Annotated in this window: 17 protein-coding genes and 1 pseudogene; 7 read left to right on the forward strand and 11 right to left on the reverse strand. The window is 59.4% G+C overall.

What is annotated here, in order from left to right:
- Positions 1-694 precede the first annotated feature (694 nt).
- Positions 695-2,148: pseudogene (locus ASD99_RS34450) on the reverse strand (DUF4347 domain-containing protein); the annotation flags it as partial.
- Positions 2,149-2,239: 91 nt separating this feature from the next.
- Positions 2,240-2,554 carry a hypothetical protein gene (locus ASD99_RS18525; RefSeq protein ID WP_156389022.1) on the reverse strand — a complete coding sequence of 105 codons (315 nt, stop codon included), beginning with the start codon at positions 2,552-2,554 and terminating at the stop codon, positions 2,240-2,242.
- 1,512 nt (positions 2,555-4,066) lie between these two features.
- Here ASD99_RS18525 and ASD99_RS18530 point away from each other — a divergent pair.
- The 4 genes from ASD99_RS18530 (at position 4,067) to ASD99_RS18540 (ending at position 10,872) form a co-directional block, all read left to right on the forward strand.
- Positions 4,067-6,865 (forward strand): glycosyltransferase family 25 protein, encoded by a 2,799-nt coding sequence (locus tag ASD99_RS18530; protein WP_057144532.1) that lies wholly within the window; start codon positions 4,067-4,069, stop codon positions 6,863-6,865.
- 213 nt (positions 6,866-7,078) lie between these two features.
- Positions 7,079-8,515 carry a hypothetical protein gene (locus tag ASD99_RS18535; protein ID WP_156389023.1) on the forward strand — a complete coding sequence of 479 codons (1,437 nt, stop codon included), beginning with the start codon at positions 7,079-7,081 and terminating at the stop codon, positions 8,513-8,515.
- Between the two features lie 550 nt (positions 8,516-9,065).
- On the forward strand, positions 9,066-9,647 hold the full coding sequence (locus ASD99_RS35165) for a CatB-related O-acetyltransferase (protein WP_082583347.1): 582 nt from the start codon (positions 9,066-9,068) through the stop codon (positions 9,645-9,647).
- A 412-nt stretch (positions 9,648-10,059) separates the two neighbouring features.
- A complete protein-coding gene (locus ASD99_RS18540; RefSeq protein WP_057144534.1) occupies positions 10,060-10,872 on the forward strand; it encodes a hypothetical protein in 813 nt (270 codons plus the stop codon).
- Between the two features lie 552 nt (positions 10,873-11,424).
- On the opposite strand, the gene ASD99_RS33490 is transcribed toward ASD99_RS18540, so the two are convergent.
- The 5 genes from ASD99_RS33490 to ASD99_RS18560 all read right to left on the reverse strand — a co-directional run bounded on the left by ASD99_RS33490 (position 11,425) and on the right by ASD99_RS18560 (position 14,591).
- Complete coding sequence (locus ASD99_RS33490) at positions 11,425-11,811, reverse strand: hypothetical protein (RefSeq protein WP_057144535.1); 387 nt, start codon at positions 11,809-11,811, stop codon at positions 11,425-11,427.
- Positions 11,812-12,008: 197 nt separating this feature from the next.
- Complete coding sequence (locus ASD99_RS18550) at positions 12,009-12,308, reverse strand: hypothetical protein (protein WP_057144536.1); 300 nt, start codon at positions 12,306-12,308, stop codon at positions 12,009-12,011.
- Between the two features lie 72 nt (positions 12,309-12,380).
- Positions 12,381-12,674, reverse strand: a complete 294-nt coding sequence (locus ASD99_RS32485; RefSeq protein ID WP_082583348.1) for a hypothetical protein — start codon at positions 12,672-12,674, stop codon at positions 12,381-12,383.
- Between the two features lie 153 nt (positions 12,675-12,827).
- Positions 12,828-14,273, reverse strand: a complete 1,446-nt coding sequence (locus ASD99_RS18555) for a winged helix-turn-helix domain-containing protein (RefSeq protein WP_244497808.1) — start codon at positions 14,271-14,273, stop codon at positions 12,828-12,830.
- Positions 14,274-14,291: 18 nt separating this feature from the next.
- Positions 14,292-14,591 (reverse strand): hypothetical protein, encoded by a 300-nt coding sequence (locus ASD99_RS18560; RefSeq protein WP_156389024.1) that lies wholly within the window; start codon positions 14,589-14,591, stop codon positions 14,292-14,294.
- Positions 14,592-14,978: 387 nt separating this feature from the next.
- Here ASD99_RS18560 and ASD99_RS35305 point away from each other — a divergent pair, with 387 nt between their 5' ends.
- The 3 genes from ASD99_RS35305 to ASD99_RS35315 all read left to right on the forward strand — a co-directional run bounded on the left by ASD99_RS35305 (position 14,979) and on the right by ASD99_RS35315 (position 15,805).
- The gene (locus ASD99_RS35305) at positions 14,979-15,236 is read left to right on the forward strand and encodes a PAS domain-containing protein (protein WP_320410775.1); all 258 of its coding nucleotides are present in this window, start codon (positions 14,979-14,981) and stop codon (positions 15,234-15,236) included.
- A 90-nt stretch (positions 15,237-15,326) separates the two neighbouring features.
- A complete protein-coding gene (locus tag ASD99_RS35310; RefSeq protein WP_320410776.1) occupies positions 15,327-15,506 on the forward strand; it encodes a hypothetical protein in 180 nt (59 codons plus the stop codon).
- A gap of 74 nt (positions 15,507-15,580) precedes the next feature.
- Positions 15,581-15,805 (forward strand): hypothetical protein, encoded by a 225-nt coding sequence (locus ASD99_RS35315; protein ID WP_320410777.1) that lies wholly within the window; start codon positions 15,581-15,583, stop codon positions 15,803-15,805.
- Between the two features lie 59 nt (positions 15,806-15,864).
- On the opposite strand, the gene ASD99_RS18570 is transcribed toward ASD99_RS35315, so the two are convergent.
- The 4 genes from ASD99_RS18570 to ASD99_RS18585 form a co-directional block, all read right to left on the reverse strand.
- Positions 15,865-17,007: a sugar ABC transporter substrate-binding protein gene (locus ASD99_RS18570; protein ID WP_057144538.1), complete on the reverse strand. Its 1,143-nt coding sequence runs from the start codon at positions 17,005-17,007 to the stop codon at positions 15,865-15,867.
- Positions 17,008-17,099: 92 nt separating this feature from the next.
- Complete coding sequence (locus ASD99_RS18575; RefSeq protein WP_057144539.1) at positions 17,100-18,131, reverse strand: histidine kinase dimerization/phosphoacceptor domain -containing protein; 1,032 nt, start codon at positions 18,129-18,131, stop codon at positions 17,100-17,102.
- 6 nt (positions 18,132-18,137) lie between these two features.
- Positions 18,138-18,584 carry a response regulator gene (locus ASD99_RS18580; protein ID WP_010913467.1) on the reverse strand — a complete coding sequence of 149 codons (447 nt, stop codon included), beginning with the start codon at positions 18,582-18,584 and terminating at the stop codon, positions 18,138-18,140.
- The gene (locus ASD99_RS18585) at positions 18,581-20,086 is read right to left on the reverse strand and encodes a sensor histidine kinase (protein WP_244497809.1); all 1,506 of its coding nucleotides are present in this window, start codon (positions 20,084-20,086) and stop codon (positions 18,581-18,583) included. Before ASD99_RS18585 ends, ASD99_RS18580 begins: the two co-directional genes overlap by 4 nt.
- Positions 20,087-20,147: the final 61 nt, after the last annotated feature.

A 20,147-nucleotide genomic window follows, 5' to 3' on the forward strand; every position in this document is an offset into this window, starting at 1 on the left:
GAGCCCGTGGCGCCTGTGGAACCCGTGGCTCCGGTCGAGCCCGTGGCACCGGTCGAACCGGTTGAGCCGGTTGCTCCGGTCGAGCCCGTGGCGCCAGTCAAACCCGTGGCTCCGGTCGAGCCCGTGGCACCGGTTGCTCCGGTCGAGCCGGTCGAGCCAGTCGCACCAGTAGAGCCTGTCGCACCGGTCGAGCCCGTGGCGCCTGTTGAGCCGGTTGCTCCGGTCGAACCCGTCGCGCCGGTCGAGCCCGTGGCACCGGTTGCTCCGGTCGAGCCGGTAGAGCCAGTCGCACCAGTAGAGCCAGTCGCACCGGTCGCGCCCGTGGCGCCAGTTGAGCCGGTTGCTCCGGTCGAACCCGTCGAGCCGGTTGCTCCGGTCGAGCCAGTCGCACCGGTCGAGCCCGTGGCGCCAGTTGAGCCGGTTGCTCCGGTCGAACCCGTCGAGCCGGTTGCTCCGGTCGAGCCAGTNGCTCCGGTCGAGCCAGTCGCACCGGTCGAGCCCGTGGCGCCAGTTGAGCCGGTTGCTCCGGTCGAACCCGTCGAGCCGGTTGCTCCGGTCGAGCCAGTCGCACCGGTCGAGCCAGTCGCACCGGTCGAGCCCGTGGCGCCTGTGGAACCCGTGGCTCCGGTCGAGCCCGTGGCACCGGTCGAACCGGTTGAGCCGGTTGCTCCGGTCGAGCCCGTGGCGCCAGTCNGTCGCACCGGTCGAGCCCGTGGCGCCTGTGGAACCCGTGGCTCCGGTCGAGCCCGTGGCACCGGTCGAACCGGTTGAGCCGGTTGCTCCGGTCGAGCCCGTGGCGCCAGTCGAACCCGTGGCTCCGGTCGAGCCCGTTGCTCCGGTCGAGCCCGTGGCGCCTGTTGCCCCGGTCGAGCCGGTTGCGCCTGTCGATCCGGTCGCGCCGGTCGAGCCGGTTGCGCCGGTTGCTCCCGTCGAACCTGTGGCGCCAGTTGCGCCGGTATCACCCGTCGCTCCGGTCGAACCGGTCGAGCCAGTTGCTCCGGTCGCACCCGTGTCGCCGGTCGAACCCGTCGCTCCGGTCGAGCCAGTCGCCCCGGTCGAGCCAGTTGCTCCGGTCGAGCCGGTTGCTCCGGTTGAGCCAGTCGCCCCGGTCGAGCCCGTTGCTCCGGTCGAGCCCGTGGCACCGGTCAAGCCCGTGGCACCGGTCGAGCCAGTAGCGCCGGTAGAGCCTGTCGCTCCTGTCGCACCCGCCCCGGTCGCACCCGTGGCGCCAGTAGCTCCTGTCGCCCCCGCGGGTCCGGTCGCGCCTACTTGACCTGTGGTGGCGATAAAAGCAGCGGAATCAAAATGATCGCCATTATCGCCATTATTGGCAGCAATAGGAGTAAAACTATAACCTCCTGCAACGGGGGAAAGCGTGCCATATAATTTGAATGAGCTGTCGTAAGCATAATAGATATCAGTGGTGTTTGGAATTGTTATTGTTGCTCTAAAATCATTAATCAAACCACTTTGGTTTGCGGATGGAAGTTGAAAGCTACCGACGACTGTATCATCCGATTTATTAAGGGCCGGATCAGACGGCGGGGACACATGAGTATCCACTATATAGTACGTGTTAACAGCCGAAGAGTTACCGGTGGCAGTTATGGTCCCGGTGAGTGTAAGATCGGCGGCGGCAAGTACCCCCGAATAACTGGCCAAGCCAGCTGTAGTCATCGGAGGCAAAGGCGTGGACGCGCTGGCGCGTGCGGATATCTCCCAGGCACCGCCCAGGGCGGCAGCGCCAATCAGCGACCTGGATGCGCGAACGTCCGCGCCCACTGCCTCTTGCAGCGCTCCTATATAGACTTCGCCCACATCCCCTGATGCCGTCTCGCAGCTCCACAGTCGCAGTTCGCCGTCCCCGGCAAGCGCCCTGCCGATTGCGGCAAGATCCTCAGCGTCTTCCTTCAATGTGGCGGCCGACCATCCTCCAGCAGCGAAGCTAACCCGGCCAGGCGCGCCATGAGCGATGACGTGGACCGCGTTGAGCCCCTCGTGCCCTGCGAGCGCGGCAGCGATCTGCCGCGCCGCCGGCATGCGGCCGTCGAGCACAATCGCTTGAACCTCGGCTCGCACGTTACCGAGAACCGTCTGGAGATCGGAGATTGAAGGATCGACAAAGAGAATTTCAGAGGCACGGGCCATGACTGGCTCCTGTTGGCTTTGAATTCAATTCAACGGAAAGCCGCCCATCGTCTGGCCGGCGAGCGGTCGGGAGAAGGAGCTTTGGGCGCGGTCATCTTCCTGACGGGCCGACGGCGCCGTCAGGCCGTTTGACAGCGGGGCTCTCTACGCGCAGGAAGCTGCAAGCCTGGAAACTCCCGCCATCGTCAAACGTGCCAATCGCAAATGAGCCGGCTGCGGCCGGAACCTTCACGGTGACAGCGACGGCGAGGCTTCGCTTGACGGCCTTGGGAAGAATGACCTGACCGACGATGGCGCCCTTGGCCGTGTCCAGGATGAAATAAGGCACATTTTCGGTCGTGTCGCCGATGGGCAAGACGCCTCTAACGGTAACTTCCATGACTGCAAACCCTGCTATGTAGCTCATTCTATCCTCCTTGGTCCGCGGCCACCGCGCCGCGCCGCCAATTGCCATTTGGCGCCAAATGCCCCCCGCCCGACCAGGTCAACGCATCTGGTATTCGTGCGTGTGCATCGATGAAATTCGTTCCGGGCGCCGGCAGCGCGGCCGGATGTTGGGCGCCGGGCGTGATCGACTGGCCTTTTGCCTCCGGTTCCGGAAGATCGTGCCGAAATCGGATATCGAGGGATGGATGAAAAGTGTTCGGAAGCACGGGCTGAGGCGCGCCGGTCAGCCCATCCGTCCGGTAGGTTCTGACGACGCCTAGCCGCAGTGTTCTATCGACCCCGTCCAGTCTGGGGCCCGCACAGTTCTTGCGATACGCACGCGATACTACGTGAATCACAACCCACTCCCGTTACCGTGACGCTGACGTCCCGGCGACAACTCTCGAAGGAATGGGAGGCCGTCCGCCTCCAAAGGGGAGGCAAGACACGCACATCATTGGCGCGCCCACTGGACGCACCTTGCAATCTGCGAAAAGGCTCTGATTACCCAGACCCTCTGACTCAACTCCCTGAGAGAGACTTTCGCAGAAATTCGGGCATGCGGCCGTCCAATCCGCGGGCGCCCCTCAACACCGCGTTTTAGTAAATTCGAAAATTAGCAAATTGTAAACTATAAATTCAGCTACTGCTAAATTAGCAGAAAACAGGATAGGGCCGCTTTAGCAATAGCAGCAGCCTGGGGAGGAGAATCGTTATGAAAGTCAGATGTTTAATAGGATTACTTGCAATCCTGCCTGCTTCAGACAGCAATTGAAGGGCTCCATCTTCCATGCAAACCCATCGACGATGGCGCCCCCAGACGGGTTGGTAACGTGTCAGCGGATGCGGGTGGCTCGACTTGACGGCAGCCTGCAAATGGCGGCGAAATACGGAACCTAAACCGGCCAGACCGGACCGAGCGGTGAATGCCGGCGGTTGCAGTTGGGGCAGGGCCCTTTCACGATCGCAGTTGCCGCCTGCTGGCACGAAGGCTGGCTGCTAACAACGATGGATATAGTTAAGCGCGGTTTCCAGAGGACGACCTGTGAGATCCGTGAGAAGGAATGATCGCCTCTTTGGAAATAGAGCCTGTTGCGCCGCCGGACTGGCAAGTGGACAGTGACAGCGGGGAAGGCATGAGCGATCGAGGCTTGGCAAATCCGCACCGAAACGGATCCGGCAAGGCGCGGCGACACGCGAACCGTCCCTATCGCCGACAGTCACATAGAGGGCCGATGGATCACGAATGACAAACGGCAAGCGGCTCTGCCTCAACACGATCGTCAAGAACGAGATGGCGAACTTTCAATCTCAGGGCGGTTGTCGACCGCATCGACTGCTGGATCCTCGGCGATACAGGCTCGACCGACGGGACCCAGGATTTCGTCAAATCGTTCTTCGCCGCCCGCAACCTGCCGGGCGAGCTGCACGAATTCCCATTCCACAATTTCGAGCAGGCGCGCAACGTCCGCCGCTCAGCTGAAGGAATCGCATGAGCACCATCGGCCTGTGCATGATTGTCAAGAACGAGACGAAGGTTATCCTGCAATGCCTCGCCAGCGTGCTCCCTCTTGTCGACTACGTGCTCATCGTTGACACGGGTTCCAAGGACGGCACGCAAGACCTGATACGCGGCTTCCTCGCCGATCACAATGTCCAAGGCGCTGTCATTGACGAGCCGTGGCGGGACTTCGCGTACAACCGTACCTTCGCCCTTGAACGATTGCGTAAACTCGAGACTGTCGACTATGCAATGATCATCGACGCGGACGATGTTCTGATCCGGGACGCCGACTTCGATCCGATCGGGTTCAAGTCGCAGATGGACCACGATTTATACGACGTCGAGGTGTTACATGGTGGCATTTCGTTTTATCGCCCGCAGATCTGCCGCAACCGTCTGCCGTTCGCCTTCAAGGGCGTTCTGCACGAATATCTCGAGGCCCCTCCTGGCCATCTCACGCGGGAGACCGCCAAGGGTTTTCGCGTGGCGACGGGGCGTGGCGGAGCACGCAGTCAAAACCCACGAAAGTACCAGGACGACTCGGCCGTTCTTGAAAATGCGCTTGCAACGGAGACCGACCCTTTCCTTATTTCGCGATACACCTTCTATCTGGCGCAAAGCTACAAAGATTGCGGTGAGCGTGAAAAATCACTGGCGACCTATCTGAAGCGCGCCGAGCTGGGTTTTTGGGACGAGGAGGTCTATGTCAGCCTGCTCGAGGCGGGCAACCTGATGGCAACACTGGGGCGGCCATTCGAGGAGGTCGTTGCCGCCTTTGAGCGCGCGGCGCAGGTCGTCCCCGCCCGCGCGGAGGCTCTACACGCGGCGAGCCTCTATTGCCGCAACCAGGGCCGAAATGCGGAAGGAACGGAATTTGCGCGTCGAGGGCTCGACCTTGTTCAACCCGCCGGACTTTTCATTCAACCGTGGGTCTACGATTACGGAGTGCTCGACGAGTTTGCCGTCAATGCCTACTGGGCTGGCGCTTACCGGGAATCGCTCGACGCTTGTCTAAAATTGCTCACCTCCGACAAATTGCCTGCGGAAATGGCGAAGCGTGTGGTGGCCAACGCGCGCTTCGCCACCGGCAAGCTTCCGGTCAATGAGCCGCCGAAACTTGGGGCGTTCGGGACCGAGAGCTTGATCGACCAGCACCGGCTTGTCCGGCAGCGTTCGTTGCGGTCGCGCATCGAGGGCACGCCGCGCATCCTGGTGGCAATCCTGGCAAAGCAGAAAGAGCCGGCACTGCCGCTGTACCTTGAATGCATCGAGGCGCTCGACTATCCGAAGGCGTCGATTGTCCTGTATATCAGGACAAACAACAACACCGACAGGACCGAGCACATATTGCGCGAATGGGTGGAGCGCGTTGGTCACCTCTATGCCGCGGTTGAATTCGATGCCTCCGACGTGGCCGATAGAGTCGAGCAATTTCGCGAACACGAATGGAACGAGACGCGCTTCAGGGTGCTTGGCCGAATCCGCAACATAAGTTTGCGGAAAACTCTCCAACACAGCTGCGACTTCTATTTCGTTGTGGACGTCGACAATTTCGTGCGTCCGGCCACGCTGCGCGAGCTTGTCGCGCTCGACGTGCCGATCGTCGCTCCCCTGCTTCGCTCCATCTCTCCCGGGCAATTCTATTCGAACTACCACGCCGAGATCGACGCCAACGGCTACTATATGCAGTGCGATCAATATGGATGGGTGCTCAACCGCCACGTGCGCGGCATTATCGAGATGCCGCTTGTGCACTGCACCTATCTTGTCCGCGCCGACGTACTGACCGAACTGACATACGAGGACGCCACATCGCGGTACGAGTATGTGATCTTTGCCGACAGCGCCCGCAAGGCCGGCATCGTCCAGTATATGGATAACCGACAAGTCTATGGCTACATCACCTTCGGCGACGGCGAATACCATGTGAGTGACGGGATCGAGCGCGCTCGAGCGCTGTTGCAGGGTGCGGGCGATACCCCGGTATTCACTGGCGCCAACCCCCTGGGCTCCCTACCAGATCGACATGTCGAGCCGAAGGATTCGCCGGAAATACACTTGATAAACCTCGACCGCAGCGTGGAGCGCTGGAGCAGGTATCAAAGCAATAACTGGCATCTAACACACAATACGGTTCGTGTATCGGCCGTTGACGGCACTTCTCTCGACAGGGCGGCGCTCATAAAGGAAGGTCTGATCACCAATGATTGTGCATACCCCCCGGGCACTTTGGGATGCGCTCTATCCCATATCAGCTTATGGAAGCTGGCGGCGTCAGATAACAAGGCGATAACTATTTTTGAAGACGACGTTCGAGCATCGTTTCGATTTATAGAGGAATCCGCCAATATTTCCGCTGAAGCACCGGAAGGCTGGGACTTGATCCAGTGGGGATATATATTCGACCCATTGTTCCTTTGGTTAAATTTCGGCTTCTCCAAAGCCAAGCTGGAATTTTACGATCATCAGTATAAGAATAAACCCACCTTGTTTCAGGCCGATAAACTTTCTCGATCCCTCATCAAGGTGGAGCACTCATTTGGGATTCAGGCTTACACGGTCACACCACGAGGCGCGCGAATACTTCTGGAAAAGTGTCTGCCGCTTCGAAGCAGGCAGATCCCCTTTCCTGGCACTGCTGTCATCCTCGATGACACGGGTATCGATTGCGCGATGTGTGCTGCATATGGCTCTATGCAAGCTTTCGTTTGCATGCCACCTCTCGTCATTCACGATAATGAACTGCCGTCAGACCGGATAGACGCAGATCACCGAGAGCCGGGCTAGTTTGTCATGGAATCACAACAGACTGCTATTAGCGCGGCGCGCGCCGTGCGAGGGAAGATGAACATACTGACAAAACCCGCCTATGGGGCGTTGGGGGGCTCGACGCTGTCGCGCGCCAAATGTCGACGCGACGGGTAATGTTCGATCGGAGGGTCTGCCCGCCTCAGCGCAAAAATTGTGGCAGGTAAGATACGAAGTCCTCGGGAGAATGGCGTGAACACTGCGGGTCACATCACACTTCTCGTTCACCCACGGATGGTGGAGGTGCTCGCAAGCTTGATTCAGATGCTCGCCGATGGGCTGCGCGAGATTTCCATCGAAACTGATATTGTCCATGAACTGCCGCATGGGTTCAATGGGCAGGCAATCGTGCTAGGTGCTAACCTGTATGGGGAGACTGGTTTAGCCCATCTTCCAAGTAATTCTGTTATATTTAACGTTGAAAATTATACATCCAACTGGATGTCGAATGAATACACAAATCTACTTCGTCGATTTTCTGTTTGGGATTTCAGTCAGAGCAATTCACTATTTTTATCAGAGATAATTTCTCGGCCAGTTCACTACTTTAGAACATTCTATGTTCGCGGCCTTTCAAGGATAATTGATGAACATGAAGATATAGATGTACTGTTCTATGGTTCCTTTAATGACAGAAGATCTAAAATTCTTGATGAAATACGCTCGCGCGGGCTGCGCGTTGAGGCGGCGTATGGCGTATTCGGCGAACAGCTTGACCGGCTTATCGCTCGATCGAAAGTGGTACTCAATTTGCACTTCTACGATAGTGGGCAGCTTGAAATCATTCGCATTTTCGATCTGTTGGCGAACAAGCGAGCTGTAGTAAGCGAGGTAAACCCGGGCGAACTGGTGGATGCCGATCTGGCCAGTGCCTTTGTTGCAGCCACATACGAGAACCTTGTCGATGTAACCGAGGCGCTAGTCAACGACCCAGCTCGACGTCATAAAGTAGCAGCTGCAGGCTTCGAGGCATTTAGTCAACGCAGCGCCAAGAACATACTTCCTGAAGCATTAGCCTGGAGTGATTTGCCACGCCTTCCGGGGGATATGGTGATCGGCAGTGGCAAGATGTACGATCCAAATATGCTCAATATCGACATTAGCAGCCAATGGAATCCTGATATTGTCGCCGATATATCAGATCCGGAGCTATTGACCCGTGAGTTTATAACAACGCGTTTTGGTGCTGTCCGCCTCCAGCCCTCGCTGATTGTGAGTATAACCGCCTCACATGTACTAGAGCACATTCATGACCTCGTCTTAGCCATGAAAAATTGCTTGGAATTATTGGCGGAAGGTGGCATTCTTAAGGTAGCTGTTCCGTATGATTTATCATATGGTGCTTGGCAGGACCCCACTCACGTGCACGCTTTCAACGAAAGAAGTTGGCTCTACTATTGCGAATGGTACTGGTATCTCGGCTGGACCGAAGCTAGATTCGATTTGATTGAACAGACGTTTCACTATAGTCCCTTGGGCCACGAGCTTGCAGCACGGGGCGTTTCACATGACGAGATTTTGCGTGCACCGCGGGCGGTAGACGAGATGCATGTGGTGCTGCGCAAGAGGCAACTAACTGAGGCTGAGCGTGCCCATGGGCGCCAAATGCGGGGTGACATGCGCGCGTGAAATTCGATGCAAGCTGCCTGCTCCTCGAATTTGCCTCGCCGTGGTGACCCTTTCCTAGGGACCGGATTCAGCGTCGCAGATGGCGAGCCCAAGATCCGTTTCTCATCGCCAGGCGCTACCAATAGCTCCGTCAGCGCCACTTCGGCGACCTTGCTTTGTCCGACAGGCAGCTATGATTTGTCGCCGTGAAATGTATGCTCGGCCAGCTCAGTAACTCCGTGAACTGTATACGCGTTCTCCCAGTAGTTGCGCCGCAGTCTTCCCTACCTCGGCGGTCGTGATGGTCATTGCAGAGGCGGCGTTTCCAATCACCATGCCCCAGTCGCATGCGGTGTCCGAATTGCGGCTCACCCCGGGTGACCGTCCGGCTGTCGCTTCTGGGTGGTATTCGGCTGTCGTGGCACGCCACATGCCCTCGGCTGGCGGCGGACAAATTATGTTCGATGTCGTACCATCGGTGTCGTCCATTGCAGCAACCTGATATTGAAGTGGGGCATCGAGTCTTGTGAAGAAGGCTATCTCCGTCGCGGTCCAGGAGTCGAAAAAATAGATGCCTCAGGTCACTCCAATCTTCACTCGAGCTGCGTTGGAGGGCAGAGGTTTTGACATTGGAGAATATAGCTATGGAGTTCCCACCGTCAGATGGTGGGGCGAAAAAGCATCGTTAAAGATCGGAAGATTTTGTTCTATCGCAGACGGCGTTGAAATATTTCTTGGAGGGAACCACCGCTCAGATTGGATAACAACTTACCCTTTTTCCGCCATCGCCCATTGGCCTGAGGCCGAAAATATATCCGGACACCCATCGACCAGGGGCGATGTCATTATCGGAAATGACGTTTGGATCGCGAGCCATGCCATGATCCATTCTGGTGTGAGGATCGGGGACGGAGCGGTCATAGGGGCAGGAAGCGTAGTCCGGCGTGATGTTCCGCCATACGCACTCGTTGCGGGAAATCCCGCAGAGACTGTGCGACTGCGTTTTTCCGAGAGGGAGGTCGCAACTTTACTCAAGATTCGCTGGTGGGATTGGGAGGAAGAACGAATCCGTGAAACCCTTCCCTTTCTCCTATCAGGAAATATTTCGCTGTTCTTCGATGCGTGCGGCATCCCAAAGGAGCTCTTTTCTTAGACTGCTTCGCTAGCAAGCCCGCGATTCATCACTTGGCGCTTTCGCAGGTTTACCCGAGGTTCTTGCGAGGACAAGGAGCTTGACGTCCGCACAATGCTCTGGACGTGCGGCAGAGTCTTCCCGATCCCGATATTGTTCGCCGCATGCGCTGTCCGCATAGCAACTTGCATACCGCCTTAAGCGACGTTCGATGGGGTGCCGCACGCCCTGCGATGGGCGCCAAGAAGTAAAGCGCATCACCCCAGGAGAAAGTTCCCGATGACGCTCCGCACCACACCTCGATGGGTATATTTGAACAAAGGAGCATAAGCTGACGAACAGGCGAAAGTTTGGCATACTAGCTGCCGTCTCATTGGCTACCAGCTTGGCACCAGCTACGCTGGGGGGTCACTCGCGGAAAACCTACGCAGCCATGTCTCCCAAATCTCCCTCGGCCGGCCAACCGCCAACCCTCCTCACCGCGCCCATCGAGCTTGCCGGCGACTGGGGCCGCATGCTTGAGGGCGCGGCTGATCAGGTCGTCGAGCGAATGCGACATGCCTGCCTCGATGGCGTCCGCCTTGTCTCCGACCGCCAGCCAACGCGGCTGCGTGTCGACGAACACACTTCTGGCACGCCGGCCATCTGGCTGCATCCGGACGGCAGCAGCATGGCTTGGATCATCGTCGACATCGGCGAGCGGGACTGGTCAAAGCTCGCCTACCAGTTCGGCCATGAGCTCGGCCATGTGCTCTGCAACAGCTGGCAGCCTGACGCCAGGCCGGCGCCGCCCTGCCAATGGCTCGAGGAAGCCATGGTGGAGGCCCACTCGCTGCGCGGGCTTGGGCGTCTGGCGAGAAGCTGGAAGCAGAACCCGCCCTTCGCCGGCGACAACGCCTTCGGCGATGCCATCGCCCGATACCGCCAGGATATCATCGACCGCTATACGGCTCTCGCCGATAGCCAGGGGCTCACCCACGACGCTGCGGCTTGGTTCACCGATCATCGCGGCGAGATCGAAATGCCCGCCCTTAATCCGTTCGCCCAGGCTATGTCACTGACCATCCTCGCCGAATACGAGAGGGCGTCGGACTGCATCGAGGCGCTGGGGGCACTCAACCGCTGGCCCGGCCGCAGCGGCCTGCCCATTGGTGAATATCTGCGGCAATGGGAGACGAGCTGCGCCGAGCTACAGGCCTCGCCCAGATTAGCGGTCCGCCTGCGCGAGCTGTTGCGCATCGTCTGATCAGCAGCAAACCCGCACCCGTGACCTCCGGAAGCCGCACGGAGCCGAGGCAAAGGCTTCGCGACGATGGGAAGGGCTCGTGTCGAGCGCGCTTCCACGGCCCGCCTCGGACGAGGGCAAACTGTCTGGGGTGGGCTTCAGTTCAGCCTTGCCACCCAAGGCGAGCATGGTTTCCCATCGTGAACCGTGCTGTTGACCACCAACACAAGCAGGGGCGCTCGACACGGCGCTGCCGTCCCATTTCGGGACAAACCCATGAACTGACCCGAAAACCGCGATTCAAGCGCGCCGCGCTGTTTTGGTTCCTTGCGTATTAAGCTAAATTAGTTGTGAGTGGTTTATGAAATCGCCGCAGGGGCTCATGACCACAGACCTATTCCTCACAGGTATCGCGGCATTCGCACTTCTCGTCCCGCTCTATTTCATCCTCAAGTGAAAGAACTCGCTCAGAGCGCAGCCGGTGGACGCCTGGAGTGGCAAGCCGCTCATGGGCTTTGCTACCGCCTTGGCGTGGGCATGGGAATGGCGATTGCTGGGTGCGCCAGATTGAATCTAACTCGTGCCCTTAGGCGCGAAGAAACACGTCCATTTGAACCTGTGGTAAGCTTCGAACTTCATATGGGGAATGATCGTTCGATAGAACGTCATTAAACGCTCACAGATATGGTAGTGGTCATCAAGGGAGGCTTGGGCGCGCTCCTTGGGGATAAACCACTCCGACTCTTGTGGCTCATTCAGATAGGCAGCACGGGGAAGGCGGACGTAATAGCCGTCTTTGGTCTCCCTCACGGCGCGAGAGTCTATCGGATGGCAATCTTTGTTGCCGCAGCAATCGTATTGCAGAACCGGATCTTTTTTGCCGGTATACCAATCGTGGGCATCTGCGTCGCCGGGCAAGAGAAGCCATGCCAGCGCGATCCATCCCCGCGGCTGTTTCATGATCCCCTCGCTATTGAGGGAAAGAATATATTAGCTCTAGCTAATTGTCAGCAGGGACCGTCAGCCGACGTTCAGATAGAGCATTGCGGGATGGGGCGGCGGAACCGCGTTCTGCTCAGCCTTAAGCTGCATGGCCGACCGAGGAAGTCGAAGCCGTGCCGGCCGCGCTCCAAGCATCCCGTCGCCTAGTGGGCAATTCAATCAGCCGAACGCTCGGCTGGCTGGAGCAGAGCGCCACCATATTGCGCCCATAGATGTTCGCAATCCCATACCCTCAAGCTTGGGGTTCTGGGTTCTCCGTACAGGACCATTGCACTGCGAACGTCGTAGCCAAGCACGGACGCGTTGGCGACGAATTGGATGGCTCGCCCCAGGCTGATGGCGCCGATCCGTGTTTCCGCTTTACTGCTCAGATCAATTACGCCGAAGATTTCCGCATCTGTTCCCCTGCCGGCCAATACCGCCGTCGATCTCGCGTCGTCCAAAGCAAGAAGCATCGCGGAATCCCCCTTAACTAACCGCTAATAACTACTATGCGCGAAATTTGTTCCGCGCAGTTGCGGAAGCTGTCAACGACCTTCAGGTGACCTTTTCCAAGGAGCTGCGTTCACGCACCGACATTCCCGTGCCGCCGGTTGAACGGCCAGGCGCGCAACCCGCTCAACGCGTAATTGGAGGACAGCGCCACACGCACTCTTGCGTTCGGCCACCTCGACACCAAGGCGGAACGCCTGGCCGTCCGCGTAAGAGCGTGCGTAACTTTCGGCCTCGAAAGGGAAGGTCAGCGTGTTGCCGTAGGCTGTCACGCGGACGGTCCATTTCTTGTCGCGGATGATTTCTACTGCGTGCTCGGGCGATCCCATGTGTTCCTCCCACGATCACAAGGTGAGGGCACGGAGATAGCGTCGCAAAAGTCGTTTGAATGCAAACAATTCGACACGTCGGTGTCGCAATGTTTCCAACGGAGACCGAAGACCGGCTCCGCCAGCTCAGCCGGTAAATGCCCCGGGAGAAATTCAGGTGCCGCTCCACATCCTCAGCGCTTTCGCGACTCCGTCGAGAAGATGGCCAGCGTCGGACTGATGCTCGTAAAGCATGCTGGCTCGGATCGACTCCAGCGGAGTGTAGGTCGGCGCGATACGCTTGAGTTCCGAGACGAGCCGCGATGCCGCGTCCTGGTTGCCCAACTGCGCCTGTGCCGCGGCCAGCCATGTGAGCCGTACCGGCGAAGTCATCGGCAACATCGACCAACTGACAACGGCTGCCTTGTAGTCTCCCGCGGCATATTGGGCGAATGCACGGTCGGAATGATACCAGTCCGGATGTATCGGATTGATCTGAACCGCCTTGTCGATCCAGGTCAGGGCTTCGAAAGGCTTGCCTCGGATGGCAAGCAGATAGCCGATCTGCGCAATCGTGTCCGCGTCGTAGGGATTAAGGTCATAGGATTTTCGGAAGTGCAATTCGGCGGCATCGTATGTGCCCGTGCACAGCAAGGCTTGCGCCAAGATCCGATGGCAGCGGGGCTCCTCTGGCGCTAGCCCCGCCGCGAAGCGGGCTTGCTCGACTATGTCGGCCAGGACCTCTGGAGGAGCCCTTCCGTAATCTCGGATAATCAGGTCGGCAAATGCAAGGTAGGAGCGCGCGAGCGCGTAGTGCGGATCCTTGGCGACGGCGCCCGCAAAGTATTTCCGCGCTGTCTGGTTGTCGTCGGCGCCGTAGCCACGCAAATGCACCAGCCCTTTGAGAAGAAGCTCATAGGCAGCCAGGCTTGCTGGAGGCTTTGGACGGGCGCGAGCCAGGCCAGCATCGTCGAGCCGCGCGACAAGACGGTTCGTCACGCGCAGTGCGATCTCTTCCTGCATGTCGAAAACACCAGAGCCCGAGGCCGTGAACTTTTCGCCCCACAAGACCGCGCCGTTTGCCGCGTCGATGAGGTTGACCGCCACCCGTACGGTGCCGTCGCGAAGGCTCATCCGCCCACGAACCAGGAAGGTCGCCCCGAGTCTTTTGCCGACTTCGATCCAGTTGCCGGGGTTGTCCGATGCAAAGGAAAAGCTTGAGTTGCGCGCCGGGACTACGGCGGTGCGAAATCTCGCCAAAGCGTTGACAATGTCCTCGGCAAAGCCATCGACAAGGGGCGCGTCGGTCGCAACGCCTTCATTGGTGAAGCGCAGCACCGCTACAGCAGGCAGGTCGGACGCCGGGCTCTCCGCCGCGTCTTGCGGTGAAAGGAGGTAGCCGCGGCCTGAGACGGTGCGAATTATGCATTGCGACTCATCGCGTAGCGCCTTGCGCAACTCGCGCACGCCCTGCGTAAGCGAGTCTTCGGTGACGAAAAGCCCAGGCCAGACGGCCTCCATCAGTTCAGACTTACTGACAACGTGGCCCGCGTTTTCGACGAGATGGTTCAGGAGTGCAAATGTTTTGGGACGAAGGTTGACGGGATCACCCTGGCGCAACAGCAACCCGCGCAAGTGTCAAACACGCACTCGCCGATTGCTATGCTCCCTGATCCAGTATGCGACATTCAGAAGCGCTCTGCCAAACCAAGCCAGGCTCGTCGACATACAGCGGTCATCCGCGCTTATGGTCAAGACCTTTGCCGCAGCAGCAGGTTCGGCCGCCGGAGGCAAGGATTCATCGCAAGCCATGGCGCCCAGCTCTAGAAGTTCGAAGAAGGTGCCGGGCATTGGCGCGCAGGCCAAGCTGTTTACCCCGCTGAAGTAAAGCTCATAAAGCTCTTGCCTGATGCGGAACCTTTCTATGTCGTTTTCCATGACCGCCACTCCCTGGATCGCGGGGATCATGGCGCGTACGGAGCGGCGCGTACCGGCGAAATTCTGAAACTTTTCTGAAACCTGCTCGCGGGAGGAGGGGCGGCCAAAGTTGAGAAGCCAGCAACTGGATCACGGGCGGTTATCCAATCCGACCGAACCTTGCCGTGGTATACTGTTAGCGCTTAACTACGTTGCGCGCGCGTGCGGACAGCTGACGTTGGGTTGGCACAAACGGGAAAAACTTCTGCGTTTTGCTGTCGAAGGGGACCTTGCCAAGCCTGCACTGCATTTTGAGCCTATGCACTGGGAACCGAAAAAATCTGATCCGTGCCATAGAGCGGCAGGGGGCGCGCTGTGGTCTTGGAATGTCGATAGCGGCGCGGTGCCATGGATGAGAGCGTGTACGATCTGTGGGGTATACCGCGCAGCACCGACGTCAGGCTTGAAGACCTTTCAGCCCACATTCACCCAACGGACCGTGACCGGGGCCGGGCTGCGTTCAATGCGACACGGGCAATCGTGGGGCTATTCGAAATCGACTTTCGCATCATGGTCTGGTACACACTCAGATGGATTTCCGCGCGCGGGCAAGGTGACGACGAAGGCATGGTGCAGCGCATCATGTTTGGCATTTTCTCGACGTGACCGGCCGCAAACAGGCAGAAGAGCGCCGCGAGCTGCTCGCCGGCGAGATGAGGTCACAGGGTCAAGAACCTGCTAGCCATCGCCGCCGGTTTGACTGCCATCACGTCGCGCTCAACCACGACCACGTCCGACATGGCTCGCGAGCTGACGCAGCGCCTGACAGCGTTGGGCCGTGCGCATGATCTTGTTCGGCCCGTGCCCGGGCAGACTGAGGCCGCTCCGCGCTGCGGACGGATCAGGGTGTCCTGTGCCAAGAATGAGCGTTGGTGAATCCTCGACGACTGTCCTCGCCCTTAACATCCACAAACTGGCGACCAGCTCGCTTAAAACACAGTGCCTTAAGCATGGATACTGGGCTGCTGGACGTGTCGTGCTCGGCGCAAGACGGAGCCGTTGCGATCGTCTGGACCGAAAGAGGCGGTCCTTCAGTCAGGCCGCCTGCGGGAACGCCAGGTTATGGCAGTAAGCTGGTCGAGTGCAGCGTCACGGGCCATCTGCGCGGCAAGATTGTTTATGACTGGGAAAAATACGGCCTCGTCGTCACCTTGACGGTCGACCGGCTCGCTTAGCGCAATAGCTCTGGGGTCCGATCGAATAGTCGTTTCCGAACCTCCGGAGGGTGCGTTTACTATTGAGCTTCGGACGACCAGGGAAAATTGAGGTATTGATCGCGGCTGTCGTAGCAGATGTTGCCATACATCCGAAGATACGCGTTTCTTCGGGCCGGATCGGCATAGACCGCGCCTGGATTGGCAACATCCTTTTGATAGTCGCCAAGGTTTTGCGCCGTGATGACGTGCGGCAGGATATCCATCGCTTGCGGGATCGGCTTTCCCTCGAGCCAGTCGGCCGCATGCTGGCCCATCGCATATCCGAAGACAGGCGAATTCAGGCTGACCGTCATCTTGTAGGGACCTCCCTTTGTGATTTCGGCTATTGCCTCGGGCTCGCCGTCGATCCCTCCGATGAACTGATCCGGCCTGTCCTTGCCAGCCTCCCGCAGCGCCTGCAGGGCGCCAAGGACGACACCATCGGCGCCCAGCACCACGTCCACATGCGGATGCGCCTGGATGACCATCCGCATCGTGGCCAATCCTCCTTCCTTGCTGACGGGATTGGGGGAGATATCGGCTACGATGCGCACGTCTGGCAGCGTGTCGAGCGCATCGCGGATGGCGACGAAACGCGGCGTGAGAAATTGCAGGCTGTCCTGGGTCAGCAGCACCACGTCGGCTCGGCCGTCGAACTTGTCCTTGATATAAGCGACCGCCGCGTCTCCCAGTTCCTTCCCGGTGAGATATTGCGGCGCATTGAGCAGCGACGTTGCCGGCGGTGCGACGACCGTGCTGACATAGGTTCCCGACCACATCGCCTTTTGCAGGCTGGGGGCCAGCGCCGCCGGGTCGACCGGAGACACAACGATCCCGCCCACCCGCTCAGTGCGCAGAGCCTCGACGTCCGAAATCATCTTGGCGCTGTCATTTGCGGCGAGGGCGACGCGGTATTCCAGGTGGTTGTCCTTGGCCGCCTGAGCCAGGCCATGATCGACACCCTCGATGAACTCACGCTTGTTGTCCTTGGCGAAGGCCAGGATCGGCTTGAGGTCGGCTGGCTTCGAGCAACGCGGCGCGGTTGGGACGAAGGGCTGCAAGGACGTCGGAACGGTAATGCCGGGTGACCCCTCGGCCGAAGAGGCGACGTTGGTCGCGAGCAGCAGAGCGGTGATCGGCAGCAACTGCCGCATGGCGAATCTACCGGTCTGCGAAAACATCGAACTCTCCCCCTGTAGACAACGCCCGGCGTATCCTTGCATGAGCCATGGCGAAGGCAAAGCCTGCCGGGCGGGCGAGGGCGCATAGCCCGTCACTGCGGCAGGGCAAAGCTCAGCACTACCGCTGTCCCCGGGTCGCGTGCGTGATAGACAACGTCGGCGTCGATGCTTCTAGCCATTGCCTTGATGATGCGCGTTCCCAGCCCGGTGCCCTTGATGACTTTGCCGGCGTTGCCGACGCCATCGTCCTCGACTGTCAGCAAAGCGCGCCCCGGGCCGTCCTCGCGCAGGAGCACCCGCACATCGCCGGATTTGTCGGGATAGGCGTATTTGAAGGCATTGGTGACCAACTCGGTCACGATCACCCCGAGATTGATCGTGGCGTCGATGCCCAGTGTCAGCGGCGCCAGATCGCTGATCAGGTTGGCGCCGTGCCCCTGGCCTCGCATCGAGCCGCCAAGGTTTTCCAGGAGGCCGCCGAGATAGCCGTCGAGTTCGACGATGCCGACCGAGCCGGAGGTGTAGAGGCGCTTGTGCACCGAGGCTATGGCGAAGATGCGCGCCTGGGTTTCGGCAAGCGCATCCTTGGCGCCCTTGTCCGTCAACACATTGGCCTGCAGGTTGACCAGCGCTGAGACCATTGCAAGGCTGTTGGCGACCCGGTGGTTGACCTCGGCCAGCAGGAGTTCGGCGCGGTCGCGCGCCGCACGCACCTGCGCCTCGGCGGCTTCCTTCTCGGCAACGAGGCGTGCCTTGGCGACAGCCTGATCGAGGGCGGAGGCCAGAAGCGCTATGAAGTCGTCACCGATCGTCTTCGGCACGAAGTCGCTGGCCCCGGCCTTCAGGGCGGCCACCGCGACGCTCATTTCGGAAGAGCCGGTCACATAGACGGCGGGAGGGCCGGCGCCGCGCGTTGCAAGCCTTGCCAGGAATTCAAGCCCCGTCCCGGCACCCAGATAGTGGTCGAGCGCCAGGACGTCGAAGCCGCCTTCCTCAAGTCTGGTCAGAGCCTGTTCCGGACTGGAAGCATGCTCGACGACGAAACCCAGCCGGCCGAGCTTTTTCTGCACGAGGCGCGCGAGCGCGTCGTCGTCATCGATGTAGAGGACCTTGGTCTCAGGCATCGCTTTTCAGGCCGTTTCCGGGACCTGAATGACGGTGAACAGGAGGCCGAGCTGCCTGATGGCGTTGGCGAAGCCTTCGTAGTTCACGGGCTTGGTGATGTAGACGTTGGCGCCGAGATCGTAGCAGCGCTGGATCTCGCGACTGTCATCGGTCGTTGTCAGCACCACGACAGGAATCCGCTTGAGATGTTGATTGGCCTTGATTTGTTGCAGAATATCGAGGCCGGTCATGTCAGGCAGATTGAGATCGAGAAGCACAAGAAGATGACGCCCGACGCTCGCGTCGCCAGAGCCGTCCGGCCCGAGCAGGTAGGCGAGCGCGCTGGAACCGTTGGTGAAAGCCACGACATCGTTGTTGACCCCGGCGCGGCGAATGTTCTTCTCGATGAGGCGCGCATGGCCCTCATCGTCCTCGATCATGACGATCGTTACTGGTTTGCCGGCTTGGCTCATGCAAACGCTCTTTCGTTTGATGCCGCGATCATCGGCAGCTCTATCCTGAAAGTTGTCCCAACGTCGAGCGTTGATTTGACAGTGATGTCGCCGCCTAGCCTGCGCAGGATGGCGCGCACATGGGCAAGTCCGATACCGTCGCCAGGCTGGTCCTGTTGACCCGATCGCCGAAACAGCTCGAAAATGCGTTCCACGTCCTGCTCGGCGACGCCGCGGCCATTGTCCTCGAAATCAATGGCGATGCGATCGCCGGCGAAAGTCCTTGCTCCGACCCTGATGCGAAGCGGCCGCGCGGGCGAGCGATATTTGGTTGCATTGTCGATAAGGTTGGCAAAAACCTGCTCGAGCGAAAGGCGATCGGCCTCGATCTCAATGCCTGCGAGGTCAACGTCGATCTTCCCGTCCGCTTCCTTGACCTGATGCTGGAAGCTGGAAACCGTGCTTTCGATCAAAGCCCCAAGTTGTATGGTTTCGGGCCGCAACGGCCTGCGTCCCTCGCGCGAAAGCTGGAGGATTGCGTTGATGAGCCCATCCATCTTGCGCGTTGACGAGCGGATGAAACCGATGGCTTCCGGCAGGTCCTCCTCCGCCGCCATTCGTGCGTTGGCAACGAGCGGGTCGGACGCGTTGGCGCCGATGCCGGACTTTTCGATGAGCGTCTGCAGGGTGGCGACACCTGCTTCCAGCTCGCTGGTGAAACCCATGATGTTGACGAGGGGCGCGCGCAGGTCATGGGTGACGATATAGGCGAAGCGCTGAACCTCTTCATTGGCCCGCACGAGGTCGGCGGTGCGCTCGCGCACCCTGCTTTCCAGCCCGCTGTTGAGAGCCTCGAGGTTCCGCCGCGCGGCGCTGAGTTCGCGCGTGTGGCGTAAGAGCGACGCCCAGGCAAAGCCAACCACGATAACGATCGCTATGCCGCCGGCTATAGTGATCATGCGTAGCCAGGCGAAGTAGGACCTCTGTTCCGCCACGCGCGCGGTCAGCCGGTCGTCGGCCGCAAGGATGATGCCGTTGAAGTAGACGTTGGCCTGATCCATCAGCGCCTTGCCACGGTTGGAAGCGACGATCGCCGCGACGGCATCGTCCTTGCGCTGTCGCTTCAGGGTGACGGTCCTGTCCATTTCGGCAAGCTTTTCTCCGATGATTGCCTTGAGCTGGTCGATCGATGCCGCCGCTTCGGGTTCGCCGGCAACGAGGCGCTGCAACTTTTCGAACCGGCGAAGAGCCGACGACTTTGCCGTATCGTAAGGAGAGAGATAGATCTCGTTGCCGTTGTAGAGGAAACCCCGCTGACTGGATTCCGCCGAGAGCAGTGAATTGCGGACATCGACGGCGGCGGTGCGGGTGTCACGCGCGGCAGTTACATCATCAAAACTGATGCGCGACTTCTCGGCGAGCAGGTATGTGGCGGCGACGATGCCCATCAGAACCAGCAGGCCCATCGCCAGCAGAGCGCTGGAGCCGCGCAGCATGACCCTGTCGGTTTGACTTTCAGACAAATTCGTCTCACTGGTGCGCATTGGTGGCGTTATCTCTAGCGAGCGTTATACTTTCCCACAA

The organism is Mesorhizobium sp. Root695, assembly GCF_001428185.1.
Taxonomy (GTDB): Bacteria; Pseudomonadota; Alphaproteobacteria; order Rhizobiales; family Rhizobiaceae; genus Mesorhizobium.